Below are 20,173 nucleotides of genomic sequence, written 5' to 3'. Positions count from 1 at the left end.
GCAGTAGCATCGCGAATCAGCCTTAAAGGAATGATTCATGCGCGCCAAACTGGAAACTGTGCTGCAGACCGTCAATCAGGTGCTCTTGGGCAAGGAGCCGCAGGTGCGCCTGGCGCTGACCTGCCTGCTGGCGCAGGGTCACCTGTTGATTGAGGACTTGCCCGGCATGGGCAAAACCACCCTCAGCCACGCCCTGGCCAAGGTGCTGGGATTGAGCTTTCAGCGCATCCAGTTCACCTCCGACCTGCTGCCCGGCGACATCCTCGGCACCTCGGTGTTCGACAAGGACACCGGGCAGTTCATCTTCCACCCTGGGCCGATCTTCGCCGAGCTGGTGCTGGCTGATGAGATCAACCGCGCCACGCCGAAAAGCCAGAGCGCGCTGCTCGAGGCCATGGAGGAGGGGCAGGTGACCATCGAAGGCGCTACCCGCCCGTTGCCAGAACCCTTCTTCGTGATTGCCACGCAGAACCCGGTGAGCCAGGGCGGTACCTTCGCCTTGCCGGAATCGCAGCTCGACCGCTTTCTGATGCGCCTGTCGCTGGGTTACCCGGGCAAGGCGGCGGAGAAGGCCTTGCTGCTGGGCGATTCGCGCCGCTCCCTGTTGCCGAACCTGCCGGCGCTGCTGGATCACAGCGAGCTGGCACTGCTGCAGGCGGAAGTGCCGAAGGTGCGCGCCAGTGATGCCTTGATCGACTACGTGCTACGGCTGGTCGATGCCACCCGTACGCAACCGCAGTTCGCCTGGGGCCTGTCGCCCCGCGCCAGCCTGGCGCTGCTGGCGGCGGCGCGGGCCTGGGCCTTCCTGGCGGGGCGCGATTACGTGATTCCCGAGGATGTGCAGGCGGTGCTGCCGTCGGTGGTCGGCCATCGCTTGCGTGAACGCGCCGACCCGGCCGGGCATGATGGTGGCAGCCTGGTGCAGTGGTTGCTGCGTGAGGTGCCGGCGCTTTGATCGCTGCCCTTCGGCCGCGCTGGAACCGCTGGCTGGCCCGGCGCATTCCGGCCGCCGCCAGCGTACGGCTGAACCAGCGGCGGATCTTTATCATTCCCAGCCGGGTTGGTGCGGCCTTTATGCTGGCGCTGCTGCTGATGCTGCTGGCGGCGATCAACTACCAGAACAGCCTGGCCTATTCGCTGACCTTTCTGCTGGCCTCGGTATTTGTCGTGGCCATTCTGCACACCTACCGCAACCTGGCGGGTTTGATTCTCAAGGCCGGCAGCGCGCCGGCGGTGTTTATGGGCGAACAGGCGGTGTTTCGCGTGCGTCTGGAAAGCAGCGAGCGGCCCTATCAGGCCATTAGCCTGGGCTGGCCGCCGACCGAATTACAGACGCAGGATGTACCGGCGCTAGCCGTCAGCGAGAGCCTGCTGAGCCTGCCGGCCCTGCAGCGTGGCTGGTTGCGGCCGGGGCGCTTGCGCGTCGAGAGCCGTTTTCCGCTGGGCATCCTGGTGGCCTGGAGCTGGGTTGATCTGGATCAGCGAGTGCTGGTCTACCCACGCCCGCTGGCCGGCGATCTGCCGCTTTCGGCAGGCGTCAACCAGGACCCGGACGAGCAGGGCAGCCGCCCCCATGGTCAAGGTGTGGATGATTATCAGGGGCTGAAAAGCTACCAGCCGGGTGACTCGAAGCGCCGCCTGCACTGGAAGGCCTACTCCCGTGGTCAGGGTTTATTGGTCAAGGACTTCGCGTCGATCAGTGGCCGCGACCTGCATCTGGATTTCGCCGCGTTGGCGGGCGATACCGAAGCGCGGCTGTCCTTGCTCTGTCATTGGGTGTTGCAGCTCTCCGAGCGCCAGCAGCCGTTTGCCTTGAGCCTGCCGGACAACCTGTTGGGCGTGGATAGCGGCGAGATCCATCGCGATGCCTGCCTGCGGGCCCTGGCTTTGTACGGTCAACCGTCATGAGCCGGCTGCAGGCGATTCCCCGCATCAGCCTGACCTGGCTGTTGGTGGCGCAGGTGCTGGTGATCATCCCGCATCTGGTGCATCTGCCGGTGTGGATCATCGCGCTCTGGCTGGGTTGCGCGGGTTGGCGTATCCAGATTTTCCGCATGCGCGCGCGTTATCCGAATGCCTGGGCCAAGGTTGGGTTGATGCTGGCCTCCGCCCTGGGGGTGTTTCTCTCGCGTGGCAGCCTGGTCGGCCTGGATGCTGGCGTGGTGCTGCTGATCGCTGCCTTCTTGCTCAAACTGCTGGAGATGCGCAGCCGGCGTGACGCGCTGGTGCTGATCTTCCTCGGCTTCTTTGTGGTGGTTACCGCCTACCTATTCGATGACAGCATGCTGATGGCGCTGTACAGCCTGTTGCCAGTGCTCGCCTTGCTGGCGGCGCTGATTGGCTTGCAGCAGAGCAGCCTGGCGACGCAGCCTTGGCCCACTGCGCGGCTGGCCGGCGGGCTGCTGTTGCAGGCGCTGCCGTTGATGCTGCTGTTGTTCGTGTTCTTCCCACGGATGGGGCCGCTGTGGTCGTTGCCGACACCGAACAACAAGGCCAATACCGGGCTGTCCGACAGCATGGCTCCGGCGGATATCGCCGAGTTGAGCCGCTCGGCGGCCCTGGCCTTTCGCGCCAGTTTCGACGGTGCTACGCCGCCACGCAGCGAGCTGTACTGGCGGGCGTTGACGCTGGATCAGTTCGATGGCCGGCGCTGGTCGCAATCTAGCTACGCCCAGGCGGTGCCGACCGTGCAGTGGCAGAAGCGGGGCGAGGCGCTGAGCTACAGCGTGGTGATGCAGCCCAGCTCGCAGCGCTGGCTATTCGCCCTCGATGTGGCCGAAACCAGCCTGGAACAGACCGCGCAAATGAGCGATTTCCGCTTGCAACGGCGCGCGCCGATTGAGCGGTCGCTGATCTATCAGGCCAGCTCTTGGCCGGATGCGCTGCGCGAGCCGCAACTGCGCGACAGCGGCGTGCGCCGCAACCTGCAACTGCCGGCGCAAGGCGAGCCGCGCAGCCGCGCCTGGGCTGAGCAGCTCAAGGCGCAGTACCCGCAGCCCGAACAGCTGGTGCAGGCACTTCTCAGCCATTTCAACCGCGAGCCTTACGGTTACACCCTGCGCCCGCCGCTTGTAGGCGAGAACAGCATCGATGATTTTCTCTTCGAGACCCGCAAGGGCTTCTGTGCCCATTATGCCGGGGCGATGACCTATGTGTTGCGTGCGGCAGGTATCCCGGCGCGGGTGGTTGCCGGGTACCAGGGCGGTGAGTTCAACCCGGCGGGCAACTATGTGCAGGTGCGCCAGTTCGATGCCCATGCCTGGGTCGAGTACTGGCAGGCCGGGCGCGGCTGGGTCAGTGTCGACCCGACCTTCCAGGTCGCGCCGCAACGCATCGAAATGGGCCCTGAAGAAGCCCTGGCTGGCGAGCAGAGCTTTCTCGAAGATTCGCCTTTTTCGCCGTTGCGCTACCGCAACCTGGGTTGGCTGAATCAGATTCGCTTGGCCTGGGACAACCTCAATTACGGCTGGCAGCGCTGGGTGTTGGGTTATCAGAGCGCACAGCAGCTGGAGTTCTTGCAGCGCTGGCTGGGGCGCATTGACGCGCAGTCGCTGGTGCTCGGCTTGGTCGGTGGCGGCGGGTTGGTGCTGGGCTTGCTGTCGCTGTGGCTGTTCAAACCCTGGCAGCGCCAGCCTGATGTACAGCAGCGCCTGTTCCGCCGTTTCGAGCATTTGCTGGCTCGGCATGGCTTGCCACGCAGGCCGGGCGAAGGCCCTCGCGATTATGCCGAGCGAGCCGCCCAGGCGCTGCCTGCACAAGCTCAGGCAATTGCCGAGTTTGCCGCGGCCTTCGAGGCGCAGCGCTACGCCGGACAGGCGGTTTCCGCTGTGCAATTGCGTCAGCACCTGCGCGTATTGCGCCGCGCATTGCCCTGGCGGCTGACGCGCTTGGACGAATAAGCCTATACGAGATGCCAGTGCACTGAAGGGCATAAGGAGAAACATGCAAGCGTTGGCGAGTCAGCTGTTAGCGCAAGTGTTACGGGTGCAGATTCGGCTATTTGCCTGCCGCGAGCGTTTGCTCGCGACCACTGACGACGAAGCCTTGCATGACCTGCGTATTGCCCTGCGTCAGTTGCGCAGCCTGCTACGTCCGTTGCAGTCGCTGAGCGCGTGCCGTGACCTGCAGCAACAGGCTGCTGCGTTGGGCCGCCTGACGGGGCCGCTGCGCGATCTGGAGGTGTTGCAGGGCCATCTGCGTGAGCATGGCTTGGCGGCTGCGGCGCAGGTCCGCCAGCCGCTCGTGCAGCAAGGCTATGCCGAGTTGCTTGCCAGCGCGCAATTGGCGCAGCTGTTAGTGGCGCTGGATGACTGGCCGTCGTTGTGGCGACAGGCAGGCAGCAGAGCGTTACGTGGCCTGGGCCAGCGCATCAGTCGTCGCCTGGGCAAGGATCGCCAGCGGCTGCTGCTGGCCCTGGCCGACCCGGGGCACGATCGCCACCGACTGCGCCTGCTGGTCAAGCGACTGCGTTATGCGGGCGAGGCCTATCCGCAGCTGGCGGGGCTGAGCACCGCGACTCAGGCAGCGCTGAAACAGGCGCAAGCGGCCCTCGGTACTTGGCACGATCACTGGCAATGGTTGCTATGCGCCGAAACGCAGGGCGATTTGCAGCCCTGCGTGCCGCGCTGGCAGCAGGCGCTGCAGCTGGCCGAGCAGCGTGCGGATAACGCCCTGCAGGCGCTGCTGCGGAGTGATTTGGCCGAAAGGTCGTCATAAGTTCGGCTTGATTGGCCGAAACGCCCTGACATCGTCACCTGGCTTTGCCCTAAGATCACCCCCGGATATTTACCTCTTGAGGTGGTTATGGGTTTTTCAGAATTACTCCAGGCGGTACGTGACAATCCGCAATCGGTAATTATTCCGGCGCGGTGGGGGCAAGGCCGCGCCAGTTTTGGTGGTTTGGTCGCGGCGCTGGTGTATGAGGCGATGCGCGCCAAGGTGCCTGCCGGTCGGCCGCCACGCTCGCTGGCGATTACCTTTGTCGGCCCGGCAGCGCCGGATCTTCCGGTCAGTTTTGAAATTGAAGTGCTGCGCGAAGGCAAGGCGGTCAGCCAGGTGCTTGGCCGCGCGGTGCAGGATGGCCAGGTGGTGACTCTGGTGCAGGGCAGCTTCGGTGCCGGGCGCGAGTCGCGCATTGATGTAGTCGCCGATCCGGCACCGCAGGCCACGGCGGTCGAGGACTGCCAGGAACTGCCGTATATCCCCAACGTCACCCCGGAGTTCACTCGTTTCTTGGCGATGCGCTGGGCGTTTGGCGGCATGCCGTTTACCAATAACCCTTCGCGGGAAATGGGCGGCTGGGTGCGCCTGCGTGATCAAGGTGAGGCCGAGCAAGTCAATGAAGCCCACTTGTTGGCTTTGGTAGATGCCTGGCCGCCAGCGGTATTGCCGCACCTGAGCGCACCGGCGCCGGGCAGTTCGCTGACCTGGACCATCGAGTTTGTGCAGCCGATGAGCGAACTGAGCACCCTGGACTGGTGCCTGTATCGCGCACAGATCGAACATGCCCGCGATGGTTACGGCCATGTTGCAGCTGCACTGTGGTCGCCTGCTGGTGAGCTGCTGGCAATCAGTCGGCAGACCGTTGCGGTTTTCGGTTAATACGCCAGCGGTGTGATCATTGCGGCGCAACCGGATTGAGCGTCGGTAGCTGGAAAAACGCCCGCGCGCAGGCGCTGCTGTGATCGGCCAGCGCCTGCTCCGACTCGCCACGGTGCACGGCGATTTCACGCAGCACTTCACGCAGAAAAGCCGGCTCGTTGCGCCCGCTTTTCGGCTTGGGCCGCAGGCTGCGCGGCAACAGAAAGGGCGAGTCGCTTTCTAACATCAGACGACCGGCGGGGATCGACTTGACCAAAGGATGCAGGTGAGTGCCGCGACGCTCATCGCAGATCCAGCCGGTGATGCCGATGTGCAGGTCCAGGTCGAGGTAGTTGAACAGCGCGCGTTTTTCCCCGGTAAAACAGTGCACCACGGCGGCCGGCAGTTGGTCGCGGTAATGCCGCAGAATCGCCAGCAGGCGCTCATCGGCATCACGCTCATGCAGGAACACCGGCAGTTGCAGCTCGACCGCCAGGGCCAGTTGCTCTTCCAGCACCTGCTCCTGCTGCGGGCGCGGCGAAAAGTCGCGATTGAAGTCAAGCCCGCATTCACCCACGGCGTGTACCTCGGGCTCGGCCAACAAGGCTTTGAGCTGGCTGTGGCTGTCGCTATTCCAGCTGCTGGCATCATGCGGGTGAATGCCGGCGGTACTGAACAAACGCTTGCCAGTCTCATCCAACTGGCGGCATAGCTCCAGCGCATGCTGGCTTTCGCTCAGGCTGGTGCCGGTCAGCAGCAGCTGTTGCACGCCTGCGGCATAGGCGCGAGCGAGCACGGCTTCGCGTTGTTCGGCAAAGCTTGGGTGAGTCAGATTGACGCCGATGTCGATGAGTTGCATGGTGCTACCTACTGAATTGACTGGGCAGCATAGCAGAGCTTTTTTATTTGGCTGAAAGCCAATAAATACAATTGGTTGAGCGCTGTTCGTGAGGTTGTCTAGGTCAATTGGCTGGCATCCATGGGCGGGCTGTGCGACCCTCCGCGCCCCGCGTTAGCGGCCAGTTGTCCTACACGCAGCACGTTCAGATGATCCGCTGCATCGACCTGTCGGTCGATCCCGTCTTGGAGCCTTGATGTTGCGAGTGCTGCTCACCTGCTGCCTGTTGCTGCTGTCCTGCACAGCGGCTGCGCGCGTGGCTGGCCCGCTGGAGGTCGAGCGGCCCAACGCGGCGCGGGACCTGGCGAGCATTCGCAGCAGCGGCGAATTGCGCGTGCTGGTCAACCAGAGCCGCAACAGCTCGGGCGAGGTCAAGGGGCAGAGCATCGGCGTCGAGTATCAGCGTCTGCGCGCTTTCGAGCAGTACCTCAATCGCAATTCGCGCGATGGCCGCACCCTCAAACTGAAAGTTATTCCACGGGCCAAGGATCAACTGCTGGCCGCCTTGCAGCGCGGCGAGGGCGACCTGGTTGCGCCCGGCGAGCTGCTCAATGCCCCACGCGGCAGCAAGCTCAGCGCCAGCGCGGCGATTCGCCGTGACGTGCCGCTGATCATCGTTGCCCGCAAGGGCAACCGCAATTACCAGAATCTCGAACAGTTATCCGGCCGCAGCCTGGCGTTGCCGGCGGGCAGCGTTGCCGGCGAGGCGGTGCGAGTGATCAATCGGCGGCTGATCGACAGCAAGCGTTCGCCGATCATCGTTGAGTGGGTCGACCCTAGCCTGGCGGTCGAGGACGTGCTGGAAATGGTTCAGGCCGGCATCTTCAGTGTGACGGCGGTCGAGCAGCCGATTGCCGAACGCTGGGCCAAGGTCATGCCCAAACTGCGCCTGGATCGCCACCTGGCCTTGTCCCGTGATGGCGACATGCGCTGGTACGTGCGGCGCGATACGCCAATGCTGGGAGCGAGCATCGATCGCTTTATCCAGGGCTATCACGAGCCGGCCGACCAGGATGCGGCCTTCCAGCGGGTCTACCGGCGGTTGTACAAAGTGCACTATCCGCTCGGACGTACGGAACGTCAGCGTCTGGAGAAAGTCCGTGCCGTGTTGCAGCGGCATGCCAGCCAGCAGAATTTCGATTGGTTGGCGCTGGCGGCGCTGGCCTTCAAGGAATCGACGCTTAACCCGGCCGCACGCGGAGCGGGCGGTGCTACCGGGCTGATGCAGATCACCCCGGCGGCGGCGCGCAGCGTTGGCGTGAGCAATATTGGCGTGCTGGATAACAACGTGAAGGCCAGCGCCAAGTACCTGGCCGCGATCCGCCGCAACTACTTCAACAGCCCGCAGTTGAACGAGCGCGAGCGCATGGCGTTTATCCTGGCCGGCTACAACATGGGCCCGCAGCGTGTGCAGAGCTTGCGGGCGGAAGCGCGCCGACGGGGTTTGAACCCCAATCAGTGGTTCTTTCAGGTCGAGCGGGTGGCCATGGAGCAGGTGGGCATGGGCGTGGTCAGCTATGTGAATAGCGTGAATAAGTACTACCTTGCTTATGACCGCGAGCGCTATCTGCTGGAGCCATAGCGAGCGCACTGGAATCTGATATTTATTAATTTATTCGATATTTAATAGCGGCTTTATCGGCTTTTATTATCGGTTCGTTAATCTAATATGGGCTCCATCAACTCCCCACTACAAGGACTGCTGCACATGAACGCTCTGATCAAATCTGTTGTTGCTACCCAAGCTGGTTATGGCCTGACCGTGCTGCGCATCATCGCCGGCATCACCTTTGCCGCCCACGGCGCGCAGAAGCTGTTTGGCTGGTTTGGCGGTTACGGCCTGGAAGGCGTAGGCCAGTGGATGGAAAGCATTGGCCTGGCCCCGGGTTATCTGCTGGCCTTGATGGCGGGCAGCGCCGAGTTCTTTGGCGGCATTGCCTTGATCATCGGCCTGCTGGCTCGCCCAGCTGCTGCGGTGCTGGCGGTGACCATGGTGGTGGCGATTGCCACGGTGCATTTGGCTAATGGCTTCTTTATGAGCAACAACGGCTACGAGTTCGCCTTGGCGCTGCTGGCCATCAGTATCGCGGTGGTGATTGAAGGCGCGGGCAAGCTGTCGCTGGATAAGCGTATCGCTGGCTAAGGCTAGGCATGCAGTAGAACAAAAGGCCCACCTCGTGTGGGCCTTTTGCATTTCAGGGCTGCTGCTTGCTCTGTGCCAGTTGCAGCGCGGCATCCAGGCGCAGGCGTTCACGTTCGTCGAAGTTGTCGGCAGCCAGTTGGGCAATGGCGGCGCGTTGATCGCTGGCGCTCATGCCTTGATTGCCTTCGATGGCGGCTTTGTCATTGCGGTAGCGTTCAAGCCGTTGGCCCCAGCTCTGGCGTTGTTGGTCGAGGGCTTCGAGACGCTGGGTGGCTTCAGCTCCGACAAGCTGCTGGCGCAGTTGGCGAATCTGTTCAGGCTTGGCTCCGGCGGCTTGCAGTTGCGCAGTTTGCTGGCGCAGCTCGGTTTGCAGCTGTGGCAGTACGCTGTCCTGCATCTCGGCGGGCAGGCTGTCGCGTAATTGGTCGACCGCCGCGGCCTTGCCGGCAGCATCCAGTTTGGAGTCATGCTGAATCGCCAGGCGCTGCAGGGTGAACTGGTTGTAGGCCTCTTCGCGGGCGAAGAAGGCCTGGTGCGTTTGTGCATCGAAGATCCGCGCCCGCAGCGCCTGCACCGCCACCTCACGCTGGCGCAGTGCAGCTATATCGGCCATCTGTGGTAGGTCGCGCTCAAGCAGGACCAGCTCGCGTTTGTAGTCGAGGTATTGCGTCAGCAGCGCCTGCGCCTGTTCGCGGGCCGGGGATTGCAGTTGCTCGACGATATAGGCCTGCAGGCGTTCGACACTGGCGCGCAGCGGTTCTTCGCCAACGGCGGAGAGGAAGTAGTCGAAAATTCGGCGGATATCTTCACTGATGATCAGGTTGCCGGCCGCATCCAGGCGAAATACGCCGTCAACCGTAGTGCCGCCGAAGGATGCTGGCAGGTTTTTAAGCGCTGTTGGTACGCCAGGCTGGGCGCTGGCCGGTGTTATGGGTGTGGCTGCCAGTACAGGTTCAGCTGGCGTGGTGAGCGGCGCGCTGCCCAGGCTGGCGGGGATGTCCAGCGGTTTCAGGTACAGCATCAGCGCCAGGCAGGCGGCAAACAGCAAGGGTGAGAACAGCAGGAATTTTTTCACAGGCAGCCTTCAATCCAGCGGGGCAGAGGCAGGTGTCCGAAGGCTGCAGGCAGCAGCCTTCGGACGCTTCATTACAGGCCGTCGTTTTTCAGGCGGTTGGCCTGCTGACGGTAGACCGTGACCGGATCGGTCTCGAACAGGCTGGTCAGGCCGAAGACCTGGTTGACCTCGTCGAGGTGGTTCATCCGGTAGTTGTCGCGGATCACCTTGCCCATGTGCGAGCTGCATCTGCCAACCAGGCCATCGTTGGCCTCGTTGAAGGTCAGCGACCCCGCGCCGGTCAGCAGGTCGCTGGGGTCGAGCAGATTGGTCGTCGGGCTGGTGCCACTCCAGGAGTAGTAGCGCACGCCGCCGACGCTGTAGGCCCCTTCACCGCAGGCGCTGGTCGGGATGCCTTGCGGGAACTTGGCGTTGAACACTGCCGCGCCCTGGCTGTTGAGTGACTCCAGCGAGCCGAGGGCGTTCTGCGGTGAGGTGCTGGAACTGCCGGAGAGGAAGTTGATCAGCGAACCGAGGCCGTTGACGATCCCGGCCAGCAACACTTCACCAGCAGAACCCGGCGGCACCTGGCGGATAAAGTCGGCTGTGGCCGAGCCTTTGTGCGGCGCGCCAACGCTGGTTGCCGAGGCCACCAGTTGCGGGCTGACGGCGGCCACATAGCGAATGGTCGGGCCGCCATGGCTGTGGCCGATCAGGTTGACCTTGGGCTTGCCGCTGATCGCGACAATTTCTTCGACCTGAGCCAGCAGTTCTTCGCCACGGGCTTCCGAGGTGTTCAGCTGGCTGACTTCGGTGATGTACACACTGGCACCGTCGCGCCGCAGGGCGGCCGGAATGCCGTACCAGTAGTCGATGCCGAGGATGCTGTCGAAACCGAGCATGCCGTGGGTCAGCACCACCGGGTATTTGGTTTGGGTGTAGCCGGATGAGCCGAACCAGAAGGCGTGGGTTTGCCCGGAGGCCAGTAAACCGGCTCCCAGGCAAAGGGCGAGCAGAGTTTTATTGTTGTTCATGGGTGCTCTCGCTAGGGGTTAGTCAGGGCAGTCAGCGCAATCCGTGCAGCCAAAACGCCCATCCCGTGGCGTGTACATCAGCCCAGCGGCTATCGCAGAAAACATGCCAGTTCGCCGCTAACCGGCCGCCAGCGCTCTGCCACGGGCTCTGCAGCGCTAGCAGCCGCGGATCGTGATAGGCCGTGGTCGCGCAGGCTGTTACGCGCTGAAACGGGATGGCGGCAGATTCGGGCCTCAAATACAGGTGTCAGGGCAGTGGATGCGAGCCTTGCGTGGCGCGGTAAGAGGCTCGGATTGGCCGTGGCCAATCAAAGGTTAGGGTGGTTGGGCTGGCGCTGTGTGCTGGCTCTGGCCCGCGCCTTGACAGCTTTACGGGCGCTTCTCTAGGATGCTGACCCATGCGCCGATTTAAACAGCTACTTGCGGGGCGCCGGGTTACTTGGAGACAAGGCCCTGAGAAGTACTCCACGGAGGCTTCGAAATACCGCTAAAGCGCTGGTTCGGTGTCGCCTCTCACCGCTGCCCAGCGGAATTAATGAGGCGGAGACACCCAGATGAATTGTCCCCAACCGCTTATTCGCCTAGCCCCGATCACCTCCGGGCGGGCTCTGCATAATCCGAAAATCCTCCTCGGCGGCAGCCATCAGCCAACCCTGTTGCGCTACCTCGACGGCTGGCCCAAGCGCTGGCCAGGGCCGCGTACCTTCCTGATCAACTTTGTGCATGACGGTGAGTCACTGGCGCGCTTTGCCAGCAATCACTTCGACATGGCCGTGATCCAGGCCCCTAGCGCCGAACGCCTGCACGAGACTGTGCGCGAGCTGACGCGGGTGGCCAAGCAAGGGCTGATTACCCGGCGTTGACCGGGTGCAGCTGCTCGGCTAACGCGCTAGGCTCATGCGATATTGTCAGGGAGTTGGCTATGTTCGAGTCTGCCGAAATCGGCCGCTGCATCGATAAAGAAACCTTTGAGGCCGAGGCTCCGGCGCTGCGTGAAGCCCTGCTGGAGGCGCAGTACGAGTTGCAGCAGCAAGGCCGCTTTGCCGTGATCATCCTGATCAACGGCATCGAGGGTGCGGGCAAGGGCGAGACGGTCAAGCTGCTCAACGAGTGGATGGATGCGCGGCTGATTCAGGTCAGCACCTTCGATCAGCAGACCGATGAAGAGCTGGCCCGGCCGCCGGCCTGGCGCTACTGGCGGCAGCTGCCACCGAAGGGGCGCATCGGCATCTTCTTCGGCAACTGGTACAGCCAGATGCTGCAGGCACGGGTGCACGGGCGGATCAAGAACGCCGTGCTCGATCAGTCCATCGACGGCACCCTGAGCATGGAACGCATGCTTTGCGACGAAGGTACGCTGATCTTCAAGTTCTGGTTTCATCTGTCCAAGCGGCAGATGAAGGCCCGTCTCAAGGCGCTGCAGGACGATCCGCTGCACAGTTGGCGGATCAGCCCGCTGGACTGGCAGCAATCGAAAACCTACGACAAGTTCGTGCGGGTTGGCGAGCGCGTGTTGCGCCGCACCAGCCGTGACTATGCGCCCTGGTATGTGGTGGAAGGCGTCGATGAGTATTACCGCAGCCTGACGGTCGGGCGCATTTTGCTCGATGGCCTGCAGGCGGCACTCAAGGCCAACAGCCTGCCCGCGGCGCAGCCGCATGCCGCGCCGCTGACCTCCAGCCTGGATAGCCGCAGCCTGCTCGACAGCCTGGACATGAGCCAGGCACTCGATAAAGACACTTACGAAGAGCAGCTTGCGTTTGAGCAGGCGCAGCTGTCGGCGTTGATGCGCGACAAACGTATGCGCAAGCACGCGCTGGTGACAGTGTTCGAAGGCAATGATGCGGCAGGCAAGGGCGGGGCGATTCGCCGCGTGATCGGCGCGCTCGACCCACGCCAGTACCGCATCGTGCCGGTCGCCGCGCCCACCGAGGAGGAGCGTGCGCAGCCTTATCTGTGGCGTTTCTGGCGACATCTGCCGCCACGCGGCAAGTTCACCGTGTTTGATCGCTCCTGGTACGGCCGGGTGCTGGTCGAGCGGGTCGAGGGCTTTTGTAGTCCGGGCGACTGGCTGCGCGCTTACGGCGAGATCAATGACTTCGAGGAGCAACTCTGCGAAGCCGGTGTAGTACTGGTGAAATTCTGGTTGTCGATCGATCAGGACACCCAGCTGGCGCGCTTCAAGGCGCGTGAGCAGATCCCCTTCAAGCGCTTCAAGATTACCGAGGAAGATTGGCGCAACCGCGAGAAGTGGCCGCTGTATCGCGACGCGGTGGGCGATATGGTCGACCGTACCAGCAGCGAAATCGCGCCCTGGACGTTGGTAGAAGCCAATGACAAGCGCTTTGCCCGGATCAAGGTGCTGCGCACCATCAACCGGGCGCTGGCGGCGGCCTTTGCCAAGGATTGACTGCGGGATGTGGCCGCATACGCCTGATGAATGATCATCGCCGGCAGAGATTGCTCGGCCTTATTCTCAGCCTATCTTCAACCCCCCAATAGCAATGAGGTGCGGCATGCGTGAAGTGGTGATCGTTGACAGCGTACGGACTGGTTTGGCCAAGTCCTTCCGTGGCAAGTTCAATCTGACCCGTCCAGACGACATGGCGGCTCATTGCGTCAATGCACTGCTGGCGCGTACCGGTATCGACCCGGCGCTGGTGGATGACTGCATCGTCGGGGCCGGCTCCAACGAAGGCGCGCAGGGCATGAACATCGGTCGCAACGTCGCGGTGCTGTCAGGCCTGGGCACCAATGTGGCGGGCATGACCCTCAACCGTTTCTGCTCCTCTGGCCTGCAGGCCATTGCGATTGCCGCCAACCAGGTAGCGTCCGGCTGCAGCGATGTGATCGTCGCCGGTGGTGTCGAGTCGATCACCATGACCCTGAAGAGCATGAACACGCAGAACCTGTTCAACCCGCTGCTGCAGAAAGATGTGCCGGGTATCTATTACCCGATGGGGCAGACGGCCGAGATCGTCGCGCGTCGCTACAACGTCAGCCGTGAGGCGCAGGATGCCTACGCCCTGCAAAGCCAGCAGCGTACTGCACGGGCTCAGGCCGAAGGCTTGTTCGCCGATGAAATCGTGCCGATGCACGTCAAGTATCAGGTCGAAGACAAGGCCAGCGGTGAAAAGAGCATCGTCGACGGCATCGTCGCCCATGACGACTGCAACCGTGCCGACACCACTCTGGAAAGCCTGGCGGCGCTCAAGCCAGTGTTTGCCGATGATGGCTCGGTCACTGCGGGCAACGCTTCGCAGCTGTCCGATGGCGCCTCGATGACCCTGGTGATGAGCCTGGAAAAAGCCATCGAGCTGGGCCTCAAGCCGCTGGCGTTCTTCCGTGGTTTTGTTGCCGCCGGCTGTGAGCCGGACGAAATGGGCATCGGTCCGGTGTTCTCGGTGCCAAAACTGCTCAAGGCCAAGGGCCTGAGCGTTGCTGATATCGACCTGTGGGAACTCAACGAGGCGTTCGCCTCGCAGTGCCTGTATGTCCGCGATCGTTTGGAAATCGACAACGCCAAGTACAACGTCAACGGCGGCTCGATTTCCATCGGCCATCCGTTCGGTATGACTGGCTCGCGCCAGGTTGGTCATCTGGTGCGTGAACTGCAGCGCCGCAAGCTGCGCTATGGCATCGTTACCATGTGCGTGGGCGGCGGCATGGGCGCAACCGGGCTGTTTGAAGCGGTGCGCTGATCAGCGTCAGCATAAATGGCAGGCAATAAAAAACCGCGAGCAATCGCGGTTTTTTATTGCCTGTAGTTTTGCGTTCTAGAACGCGCGGCTCTCGATGATGTCGTTGGCCTGAATCATTCGACGGATATAGAAGGCGATCTCGCGTTCGGCATCCGTTCGGTTGAAGTAGGGGCCTTCCAGCGTGCCCTCGCGGGTCGAGAAGAAGTACTGCCCGTTGACCGCGCTGACGCGTGCACTGCGGTAATGGGTGCCGGGGTTGTGGTCGATATTACGTTGGCCAAACATAGGTAAACCTCCCGCAAATGAGCTGCTGTTGTCAGTCTAATCGGCGTTTTCTGCGGTGCGGGAATTAACGACAAATGGTCGGCTTTGCCGAGAATTGGTACTTTTTGGCCTTATTTTTAATTTTTTGGCGTCAAGTAGGTGACGGAAATGCGCTATTGGCCAGTACAGTCGTGCGATATAGCCGCGCCGAACTGTGGCTGTGCTGGTGGCAGGCTGCGCCCTAGAATGAGGCTTTTTGCTGCCCGCACTGGCTGATGAGTGCCAGGCGGCTTTCGAGGGTGATATGCATATTTCTTCCGGGCGCTGGTTATATGGCCTGTTCCTCGCACTGCTGACGGCGGTGCTGTGGGGCGTGCTGCCGATCAAGCTCAAAGAGGTGTTGCAGGTGATGGACCCGGTCACGGTGACCTGGTATCGCTTGCTGGTCTCGGGTTCGATCTTGCTGGCCTACCTGGCCGCGAGCAAACGCTTGCCGGCGTTTCGCCCGCTAGGCAAGAAGGGCGTGTGGTTGCTGCTACTGGCGATAGCCGGATTGACCGCCAACTATGTGCTGTACTTGGTCGGCCTGAATATGCTCAGCCCAGGTACCACACAGCTGGTGATTCAGGTTGCGCCGATTCTATTGCTGATCAGCAGCCTGTTTGTCTTCCGTGAGCGCTTCAGTCTGGGCCAGGGCTTGGGTCTGCTGGTGTTGCTGATCGGCTTTGCGCTGTTCTTCAACCAGCGCCTGGATGAGCTGCTGACCTCCATGAGCACTTACACCACCGGGGTGCTGATAGTGCTGCTGGCTGCGTTTGTCTGGGCGTTTTATGGCCTGGCGCAGAAGCAGCTGCTGACGGTGTGGAACTCGTTGCAGGTGATGATGGTGATCTATCTGGCATGCGCACTGTTGCTGACGCCCTGGGTGAAGCCCTTAGAGGCATTGGCGCTGAGCCCGCTGCAAGGTTGGCTGCTGTTTGCCTGCTGCCTGAATACTCTGGTGGCGTATGGCGCATTTGCCGAGGCGCTGGCGCACTGGGAGGCTTCGCGGGTCAGCGCGGCACTGGCGATTACGCCATTGGTGACGTTCGCCTCGGTAGCGCTGGCGGCCAGTTGGTGGCCGGAGCATGTGCAGCCCGAACAGATCAACTGGTTGGCCTATGGCGGCGCAGTGCTGGTGGTGCTGGGGTCGGCCCTGACGGCATTAGGGCCTTCGCTGCTGGCCGGTTGGCGCGCCCGTAAGGCGCGTTTAGCCGCATTGATCTAGTGCTCTGAAGCAGGTGTTCAGGCCTTTAGGCCCAATGCCTCGGCGCGGCGCAACCAGCCCTGGCGCTGCTCTTCGGTGGACGGGCGTATCGGGCTGAACTCGCTCAGACGGCGGGTTTTGATGCCGCTGAAACCGAGAATGGTGCGGGTCATCTGCCGGTGCGCCGGCGCGCCATAGATCCAGCGAAAGTACCAGGCCGGTGTATCCATGGTCACCAGCAGGTCGGCGGTGCGGCCGGTCAGCAGTTTGTCCCACAGTTGCGAGCGGTTACGGTATTTGAAGGCAAAGCCGGGCAGAAAGGTGCGGTCGAAGAAGCCTTTGAGCAAGGCGGGGATACCACCCCACCAGACCGGGTAAACGAATACCAGATGCTCGGCCCAGTGGATCTGCCGCTGCGCTTCGAGCAGGTCAGGCTCCAGGGTCTGGCTTTGCTCATAACCGTCTCGCAGCACCGGGTCGTAGGCCAGTTCGCCCAGTTTCAGCTGGCGCACCACATGGCCCTTGCTGCGTGCTCCCTGGGCATAGGCCTCGCCGAGGGCATGGCAGAAGCTGCTGCTTTTCGGCGTGCCGAGAATCATCAGAATACGTTTGCCGTCACCTTCCAGTGGCGTCGCGCCGCTCTTTGCTTCTTCACTCATGTTGACCTGCCTCCAGCATGCTTTCGGGACGCACCCAGGCGTCGAATTGTTGATTGCTCAGGTAGCCCAGTTGCAGCGCGGCTTCGCGCAGTGTGCTGCCATCCTGGTAAGCCTTCTTGGCGATTTCCGCCGCCTTGTCGTAACCAATATGCGGGTTTAGCGCGGTGACCAGCATCAGGCCACGCTCCAGGTGTTCGGCCATTTTTGCCGCATCCGGTTGCAGGCCGGCGATGCAGTGCTGCTGGAAGTTGTGGCAACCATCGGCGAGCAATCGTACCGATTGCAGCAGGTTATGGATGATCACCGGCTTGAACACGTTCAACTGCAAGTGGCCTTGGCTGGCGGCAAAGGCAATGGTGGTGTCGTTACCCAGCACCTGACAGGCCAGCATCGACAGCGCCTCGCATTGAGTCGGGTTGACCTTGCCGGGCATGATCGAACTGCCAGGCTCGTTGGTCGGCAGGCGTACTTCGGCAAAGCCTGCGCGGGGCCCCGAGCCGAGTAGGCGCAGGTCGTTAGCAATCTTCATAAGGGCCACGGCCAGGGTTTTCAAGGCCCCAGACAATTGCACCAGGGGTTCATGGCCGGCCAGGGCGGCGAATTTATTCGGCGCGCTGACCAGCGGCAGGCCGCTCAAAGCGGCCAGCTCGGCGGCCATGGCCTCGGCAAAGCCCTGCGGCGAATTCAGCCCGGTGCCCACCGCCGTGCCGCCCTGGGCCAGTTCACAGACCGCCGGCAGCGCCTGTTGAATCGCCCGTTTGGCATAGCCCAGCTGGGCGACGAAGGCCGACAGTTCCTGGCCGAAGGTGATCGGGGTGGCGTCCATCATATGGGTGCGCCCGGTCTTGACCAGGTGAGAGTGGCGCTCGGCCTGTTCCTGCAAGCCGTCACGCAGTTCGCGAATGGCCGGCAGCAGTTGCTGTTGCACCGCTTGCGCGGCGGCGATGTGCATGGCCGTAGGGAAGCTGTCGTTGGAGCTTTGCGCACGATTGACATGGTCGTTGGGGTGCACCGGGCTCTTGCCACCACGGCCCGTACCGGCCAGTTCGTTGGCGCGCCCGGCGATCACCTCGTTGACGTTCATGTTGCTCTGGGTGCCGCTGCCGGTCTGCCAGACCACCAGGGGAAACTGCGCGTCGTGCTGGCCGGCAAGCACTTCGTTGGCGGCTTGCTCAATCAACCGAGCAAGGTCGGCCGGCAGATCGCCGATGCGTTGGTTGACCCGCGCGGCGGCCTTCTTGATCAGCGCCAGGGCATGCACCACGGCCAATGGCATGCGTTCCTGGCCAATCGCGAAGTTAATCAGCGAACGTTGGGTCTGTGCGCCCCAGTAAGCGTCTTCAGGGACGTCAATCGGACCCAGGCTGTCGGTTTCAATGCGACTCATGACGGCTCTCCTGCAGGTTGCGCGTGGCGAATAACAGGCTGTTACGTTCAGCTTAGGTCGCCGGCGCACGGCAGAGGTTCAACCGCCGCGGCAATTACCAGCGCGCGTGGGTTTCACCAAGCCAGCCGAGGGCGTTGTTGACCGGTACGCGTTCGCCTTCCGGGCCTCGCAGAACACCGTCGAAATGGCCAAACCATTGCTGCGTATCGGCATAGAAGGGGCCCAGTCGGGGGTAGGCCTGATGGCGCTGACGCGGAGTAAAGGTCAGGTTGACCGCATCGTCCGCGCTGTTCAGCCGCCAGGGCGCGAGGAGGTTATGCGCGGTCTGGCTGATGCTGATGGGGGCGTCGAGGTGTTGCAGCTCGCCGCCAAACCACAGGGTGTTTTCCGACAGGCCGCTGTGGTCGGTCCAGCCGGCACCAAAGTTACCGGCGATGCCGCCAGGTGCAGCAAAGGCTGCGCGGGTCCAGTGGCTATTGAGCGGCCAGACGCCGCGGCCAAAATCCAGGGAGGCAAAACTTTGCCCGTTGACGCAGCTGTAGTGCTGCTTGCCCAGTTGCACGCTGCCACTGCACGGCAGCCCCAGCTGCCTGCTGGTGGCGTGGAAGCTGCTTTGCCCGAGTGGTGCGATCAGGTTGACCGAGTCGAGGTGAGCGGGGCGCTGGATATCCAGTGCGACATGCAGAGGTTGGCCGCCAATGTCCGGCGCGCTGACACTGATGCGGGTGCGCCCGGTGTGTTCGGCCACCCGCAGTTGCAGGCGTGGGTGGTTGAATTCGTGGCTTTGCTGCGGTTGATCCGGCAGGTCACAGCCGATGCCAAACAGGCGGAGCTGGCTATAGGCGATGGACTGGCCACTTTCCAGATCGAGGAAGTAGGCGGCGGCATAACCGAGGTAGTCGAGGTGGGCCTGGGTCAGCGATAACACCCACTGTGGGGTGGTAATGCACCAGTGATTCCAGCGTTTGCGCCGGCCAAAGTGTCCGGGGATGGCGCAATCCACCATAGGCCGCGGCGACCAGCCAATGGCCTGCGGGTTAAGCTGGCCGCGGCTGTCGCACAGCGCAGTGGCGGCGAAAGGCTCTGGTTGGGTGAAGCTGTTCATCGAACACGTCCATGTGTGTGCTGGTGCCTCGCCTTGTGAGCGGCGGCACGCTGAAACAGAAAATGGCTGATGTTGGCGAGCATGCACAGGCATTCGTCAACTCGGCAAGTGCTGGCATTTTGGCCTTTAAGCAGGCAGTGCGCCAGTGCACAGTTGCAGTGTGAGGCTCACCTCGCTGGCGACGCACTTGAGTGTGGTGAGTGCTTGAGCACAGAATGCGTGCCTTGGAGTCAAACTGGGCTCTTTTCCCTCATTCAGGAGTAGTTCATGTCACGTTTCTCTGCCTTATGCGCCGCGTTAATACTGACGTGCGGTAGTGCTCAGGTGCTGGCTGATGCCAAGAGCCACGCCGCCGATGCCGAGCGCTTCCTGCTGTTGGCGCGTGCGGACAAACTGGCTGTGCCGGTGTATGCCCAGGTGCAGCAGATGTTTGCTCAGCGCTTTGCCGAGAGCAATGCGCCGCAAAGCGAAAAGGCCGTGCTGGAAACCTACCAGGCCCAGGCCAATGCCGCGCTTGAGCAGGCAGTCGGTTGGGACAAGCTCAAGCCGGATATGGTCAAGCTCTACACCAGTACCTTCAGTGAGCAGGAAATGAAGGCGCTGATCAGCTTCTATGAGTCGCCGCTGGGCAAGAAAGTCTTGGAAAAGATGCCGACGCTGACCGCGCAATCGGCGCAGTTGACCCAAGGCAAGCTGGAAACTGCCGTGCCCAAGGTCAACCAGCTGCTGGCAGACATGACGGCCAAACTGGCCCCGAAAAAGCCCTGAGTGATTGTGCCAATGCCGAAAATAGATCTGTTGCAGGCGGCCTTGGCCCCGCTGCAAGCGCAGCACCTAGAGTTGCTGGATGAAAGTCACATGCACAGCCGTGGCCTGGAAACCCATTACAAGGCGGTAATCGTCAGCGAGCAGTTTGCCGGCCTGAATGCGGTCAAACGCCACCAGAAGGTGTATGCCAGTCTGGGCGAGCTGATGGGCCAGGTGCATGCCCTGGCGCTGCACACCTACACCCCTGATGAGTGGGCGCAGCAGGGTGTGGCTCCGGTTTCACCGACCTGCAAGGGCGGCCACTGAGAACCGGCTTAAAGCCGGCTTTGCGCCG

At 62.4% G+C, this 20,173-nt stretch carries 20 protein-coding genes; 13 read left to right on the top strand and 7 right to left on the bottom strand.

Annotated features, from left to right (window positions below):
• Positions 1-37 precede the first annotated feature (37 nt).
• From WBK23_RS13280 to WBK23_RS13260, 5 genes are all read left to right on the top strand, one after another.
• Complete coding sequence (locus WBK23_RS13280) at positions 38-955, top strand: AAA family ATPase (RefSeq protein WP_424484412.1); 918 nt, start codon at positions 38-40, stop codon at positions 953-955.
• Positions 952-1,908, top strand: a complete 957-nt coding sequence (locus WBK23_RS13275; RefSeq protein ID WP_424484411.1) for a DUF58 domain-containing protein — start codon at positions 952-954, stop codon at positions 1,906-1,908. The genes WBK23_RS13280 and WBK23_RS13275 overlap by 4 nt, the downstream gene beginning before the upstream one ends.
• Complete coding sequence (locus WBK23_RS13270) at positions 1,905-3,899, top strand: transglutaminase TgpA family protein (RefSeq protein WP_424484410.1); 1,995 nt, start codon at positions 1,905-1,907, stop codon at positions 3,897-3,899. The genes WBK23_RS13275 and WBK23_RS13270 overlap by 4 nt, the downstream gene beginning before the upstream one ends.
• Before the next feature lie 43 nt (positions 3,900-3,942).
• Entirely contained in the window at positions 3,943-4,716 is a 774-nt protein-coding gene (locus WBK23_RS13265) for a CHAD domain-containing protein (protein WP_424484409.1), read from the top strand.
• A gap of 87 nt (positions 4,717-4,803) precedes the next feature.
• Positions 4,804-5,601 (top strand): acyl-CoA thioesterase, encoded by a 798-nt coding sequence (locus WBK23_RS13260; protein WP_424484408.1) that lies wholly within the window; start codon positions 4,804-4,806, stop codon positions 5,599-5,601.
• A 16-nt stretch (positions 5,602-5,617) separates the two neighbouring features.
• On the opposite strand, the gene WBK23_RS13255 is transcribed toward WBK23_RS13260, so the two are convergent.
• Positions 5,618-6,439: a TatD family hydrolase gene (locus WBK23_RS13255; protein WP_424484407.1), complete on the bottom strand. Its 822-nt coding sequence runs from the start codon at positions 6,437-6,439 to the stop codon at positions 5,618-5,620.
• Positions 6,440-6,674: 235 nt separating this feature from the next.
• Here WBK23_RS13255 and WBK23_RS13250 point away from each other — a divergent pair, with 235 nt between their 5' ends.
• Both WBK23_RS13250 and WBK23_RS13245 read left to right on the top strand, forming a co-directional pair.
• On the top strand, positions 6,675-8,060 hold the full coding sequence (locus tag WBK23_RS13250; RefSeq protein WP_424484406.1) for a transglycosylase SLT domain-containing protein: 1,386 nt from the start codon (positions 6,675-6,677) through the stop codon (positions 8,058-8,060).
• A 126-nt stretch (positions 8,061-8,186) separates the two neighbouring features.
• A complete protein-coding gene (locus tag WBK23_RS13245; RefSeq protein WP_424484405.1) occupies positions 8,187-8,621 on the top strand; it encodes a DoxX family protein in 435 nt (144 codons plus the stop codon).
• A 52-nt stretch (positions 8,622-8,673) separates the two neighbouring features.
• Here the strand turns inward: WBK23_RS13245 and WBK23_RS13240 are convergent, their stop codons facing one another.
• On the bottom strand, positions 8,674-9,696 hold the full coding sequence (locus WBK23_RS13240; protein ID WP_424484404.1) for a lipase secretion chaperone: 1,023 nt from the start codon (positions 9,694-9,696) through the stop codon (positions 8,674-8,676).
• Positions 9,697-9,767: 71 nt separating this feature from the next.
• Positions 9,768-10,709, bottom strand: coding sequence for a triacylglycerol lipase (locus tag WBK23_RS13235; RefSeq protein ID WP_424484403.1), 942 nt, complete (start codon positions 10,707-10,709; stop codon positions 9,768-9,770).
• Positions 10,710-11,263: 554 nt separating this feature from the next.
• On the opposite strand from WBK23_RS13235, the gene WBK23_RS13230 reads away from it, so the two are divergent.
• From WBK23_RS13230 to WBK23_RS13220, 3 genes are all read left to right on the top strand, one after another.
• On the top strand, positions 11,264-11,572 hold the full coding sequence (locus tag WBK23_RS13230) for a class I SAM-dependent methyltransferase (protein WP_424484402.1): 309 nt from the start codon (positions 11,264-11,266) through the stop codon (positions 11,570-11,572).
• A 59-nt stretch (positions 11,573-11,631) separates the two neighbouring features.
• Positions 11,632-13,119: a polyphosphate:AMP phosphotransferase gene (gene pap / locus WBK23_RS13225; protein ID WP_424484401.1), complete on the top strand. Its 1,488-nt coding sequence runs from the start codon at positions 11,632-11,634 to the stop codon at positions 13,117-13,119.
• A 106-nt stretch (positions 13,120-13,225) separates the two neighbouring features.
• Complete coding sequence (locus WBK23_RS13220) at positions 13,226-14,410, top strand: thiolase family protein (protein ID WP_424484400.1); 1,185 nt, start codon at positions 13,226-13,228, stop codon at positions 14,408-14,410.
• 75 nt (positions 14,411-14,485) lie between these two features.
• Here the strand turns inward: WBK23_RS13220 and WBK23_RS13215 are convergent, their stop codons facing one another.
• A complete protein-coding gene (locus tag WBK23_RS13215; protein ID WP_424484399.1) occupies positions 14,486-14,695 on the bottom strand; it encodes a DUF6316 family protein in 210 nt (69 codons plus the stop codon).
• Positions 14,696-14,978: 283 nt separating this feature from the next.
• On the opposite strand from WBK23_RS13215, the gene WBK23_RS13210 reads away from it, so the two are divergent.
• Positions 14,979-15,941 (top strand): DMT family transporter, encoded by a 963-nt coding sequence (locus WBK23_RS13210; protein WP_424484398.1) that lies wholly within the window; start codon positions 14,979-14,981, stop codon positions 15,939-15,941.
• A gap of 17 nt (positions 15,942-15,958) precedes the next feature.
• Here the strand turns inward: WBK23_RS13210 and WBK23_RS13205 are convergent, their stop codons facing one another.
• The 3 genes from WBK23_RS13205 to WBK23_RS13195 all read right to left on the bottom strand — a co-directional run bounded on the left by WBK23_RS13205 (position 15,959) and on the right by WBK23_RS13195 (position 19,071).
• Positions 15,959-16,579, bottom strand: a complete 621-nt coding sequence (locus WBK23_RS13205; protein ID WP_424484397.1) for an NAD(P)H-dependent oxidoreductase — start codon at positions 16,577-16,579, stop codon at positions 15,959-15,961.
• On the bottom strand, positions 16,572-17,966 hold the full coding sequence (locus WBK23_RS13200) for a class II fumarate hydratase (protein ID WP_424484396.1): 1,395 nt from the start codon (positions 17,964-17,966) through the stop codon (positions 16,572-16,574). Before WBK23_RS13200 ends, WBK23_RS13205 begins: the two co-directional genes overlap by 8 nt.
• Before the next feature lie 94 nt (positions 17,967-18,060).
• A complete protein-coding gene (locus tag WBK23_RS13195; RefSeq protein ID WP_424484395.1) occupies positions 18,061-19,071 on the bottom strand; it encodes a DUF2804 domain-containing protein in 1,011 nt (336 codons plus the stop codon).
• Between the two features lie 267 nt (positions 19,072-19,338).
• Here WBK23_RS13195 and WBK23_RS13190 point away from each other — a divergent pair, with 267 nt between their 5' ends.
• Both WBK23_RS13190 and WBK23_RS13185 read left to right on the top strand, forming a co-directional pair.
• The gene (locus tag WBK23_RS13190; RefSeq protein ID WP_424484394.1) at positions 19,339-19,839 is read left to right on the top strand and encodes a DUF2059 domain-containing protein; all 501 of its coding nucleotides are present in this window, start codon (positions 19,339-19,341) and stop codon (positions 19,837-19,839) included.
• A gap of 12 nt (positions 19,840-19,851) precedes the next feature.
• Positions 19,852-20,145, top strand: a complete 294-nt coding sequence (locus tag WBK23_RS13185) for a BolA family protein (RefSeq protein ID WP_424484393.1) — start codon at positions 19,852-19,854, stop codon at positions 20,143-20,145.
• Positions 20,146-20,173: the final 28 nt, after the last annotated feature.

Source organism: Pseudomonas sp., assembly GCF_049653025.1.
GTDB lineage: Bacteria > Pseudomonadota > Gammaproteobacteria > Pseudomonadales > Pseudomonadaceae > Aquipseudomonas.
The sequence above is the reverse complement of the archived record's forward strand: the minus strand, read 5'-3'. Positions and strand labels throughout refer to the sequence as shown.

Coding starts and splice junctions, on each gene's coding strand:
- WBK23_RS13280 (WP_424484412.1), top strand. CDS start 38: ATGCGCGCCAAACTGGAAACTGTGCTGCAGACCGTCAATCAGGTGCTC.
- WBK23_RS13270 (WP_424484410.1), top strand. CDS start 1,905: ATGAGCCGGCTGCAGGCGATTCCCCGCATCAGCCTGACCTGGCTGTTG.
- WBK23_RS13265 (WP_424484409.1), top strand. CDS start 3,943: ATGCAAGCGTTGGCGAGTCAGCTGTTAGCGCAAGTGTTACGGGTGCAG.
- WBK23_RS13260 (WP_424484408.1), top strand. CDS start 4,804: ATGGGTTTTTCAGAATTACTCCAGGCGGTACGTGACAATCCGCAATCG.
- WBK23_RS13255 (WP_424484407.1), bottom strand. CDS start 6,439: ATGCAACTCATCGACATCGGCGTCAATCTGACTCACCCAAGCTTTGCC.
- WBK23_RS13250 (WP_424484406.1), top strand. CDS start 6,675: ATGTTGCGAGTGCTGCTCACCTGCTGCCTGTTGCTGCTGTCCTGCACA.
- WBK23_RS13245 (WP_424484405.1), top strand. CDS start 8,187: ATGAACGCTCTGATCAAATCTGTTGTTGCTACCCAAGCTGGTTATGGC.
- WBK23_RS13235 (WP_424484403.1), bottom strand. CDS start 10,709: ATGAACAACAATAAAACTCTGCTCGCCCTTTGCCTGGGAGCCGGTTTA.
- WBK23_RS13230 (WP_424484402.1), top strand. CDS start 11,264: ATGAATTGTCCCCAACCGCTTATTCGCCTAGCCCCGATCACCTCCGGG.
- pap (WP_424484401.1), top strand. CDS start 11,632: ATGTTCGAGTCTGCCGAAATCGGCCGCTGCATCGATAAAGAAACCTTT.
- WBK23_RS13220 (WP_424484400.1), top strand. CDS start 13,226: ATGCGTGAAGTGGTGATCGTTGACAGCGTACGGACTGGTTTGGCCAAG.
- WBK23_RS13215 (WP_424484399.1), bottom strand. CDS start 14,695: ATGTTTGGCCAACGTAATATCGACCACAACCCCGGCACCCATTACCGC.
- WBK23_RS13210 (WP_424484398.1), top strand. CDS start 14,979: ATGCATATTTCTTCCGGGCGCTGGTTATATGGCCTGTTCCTCGCACTG.
- WBK23_RS13205 (WP_424484397.1), bottom strand. CDS start 16,579: ATGAGTGAAGAAGCAAAGAGCGGCGCGACGCCACTGGAAGGTGACGGC.
- WBK23_RS13200 (WP_424484396.1), bottom strand. CDS start 17,966: ATGAGTCGCATTGAAACCGACAGCCTGGGTCCGATTGACGTCCCTGAA.
- WBK23_RS13195 (WP_424484395.1), bottom strand. CDS start 19,071: ATGAACAGCTTCACCCAACCAGAGCCTTTCGCCGCCACTGCGCTGTGC.
- WBK23_RS13190 (WP_424484394.1), top strand. CDS start 19,339: ATGTCACGTTTCTCTGCCTTATGCGCCGCGTTAATACTGACGTGCGGT.
- WBK23_RS13185 (WP_424484393.1), top strand. CDS start 19,852: ATGCCGAAAATAGATCTGTTGCAGGCGGCCTTGGCCCCGCTGCAAGCG.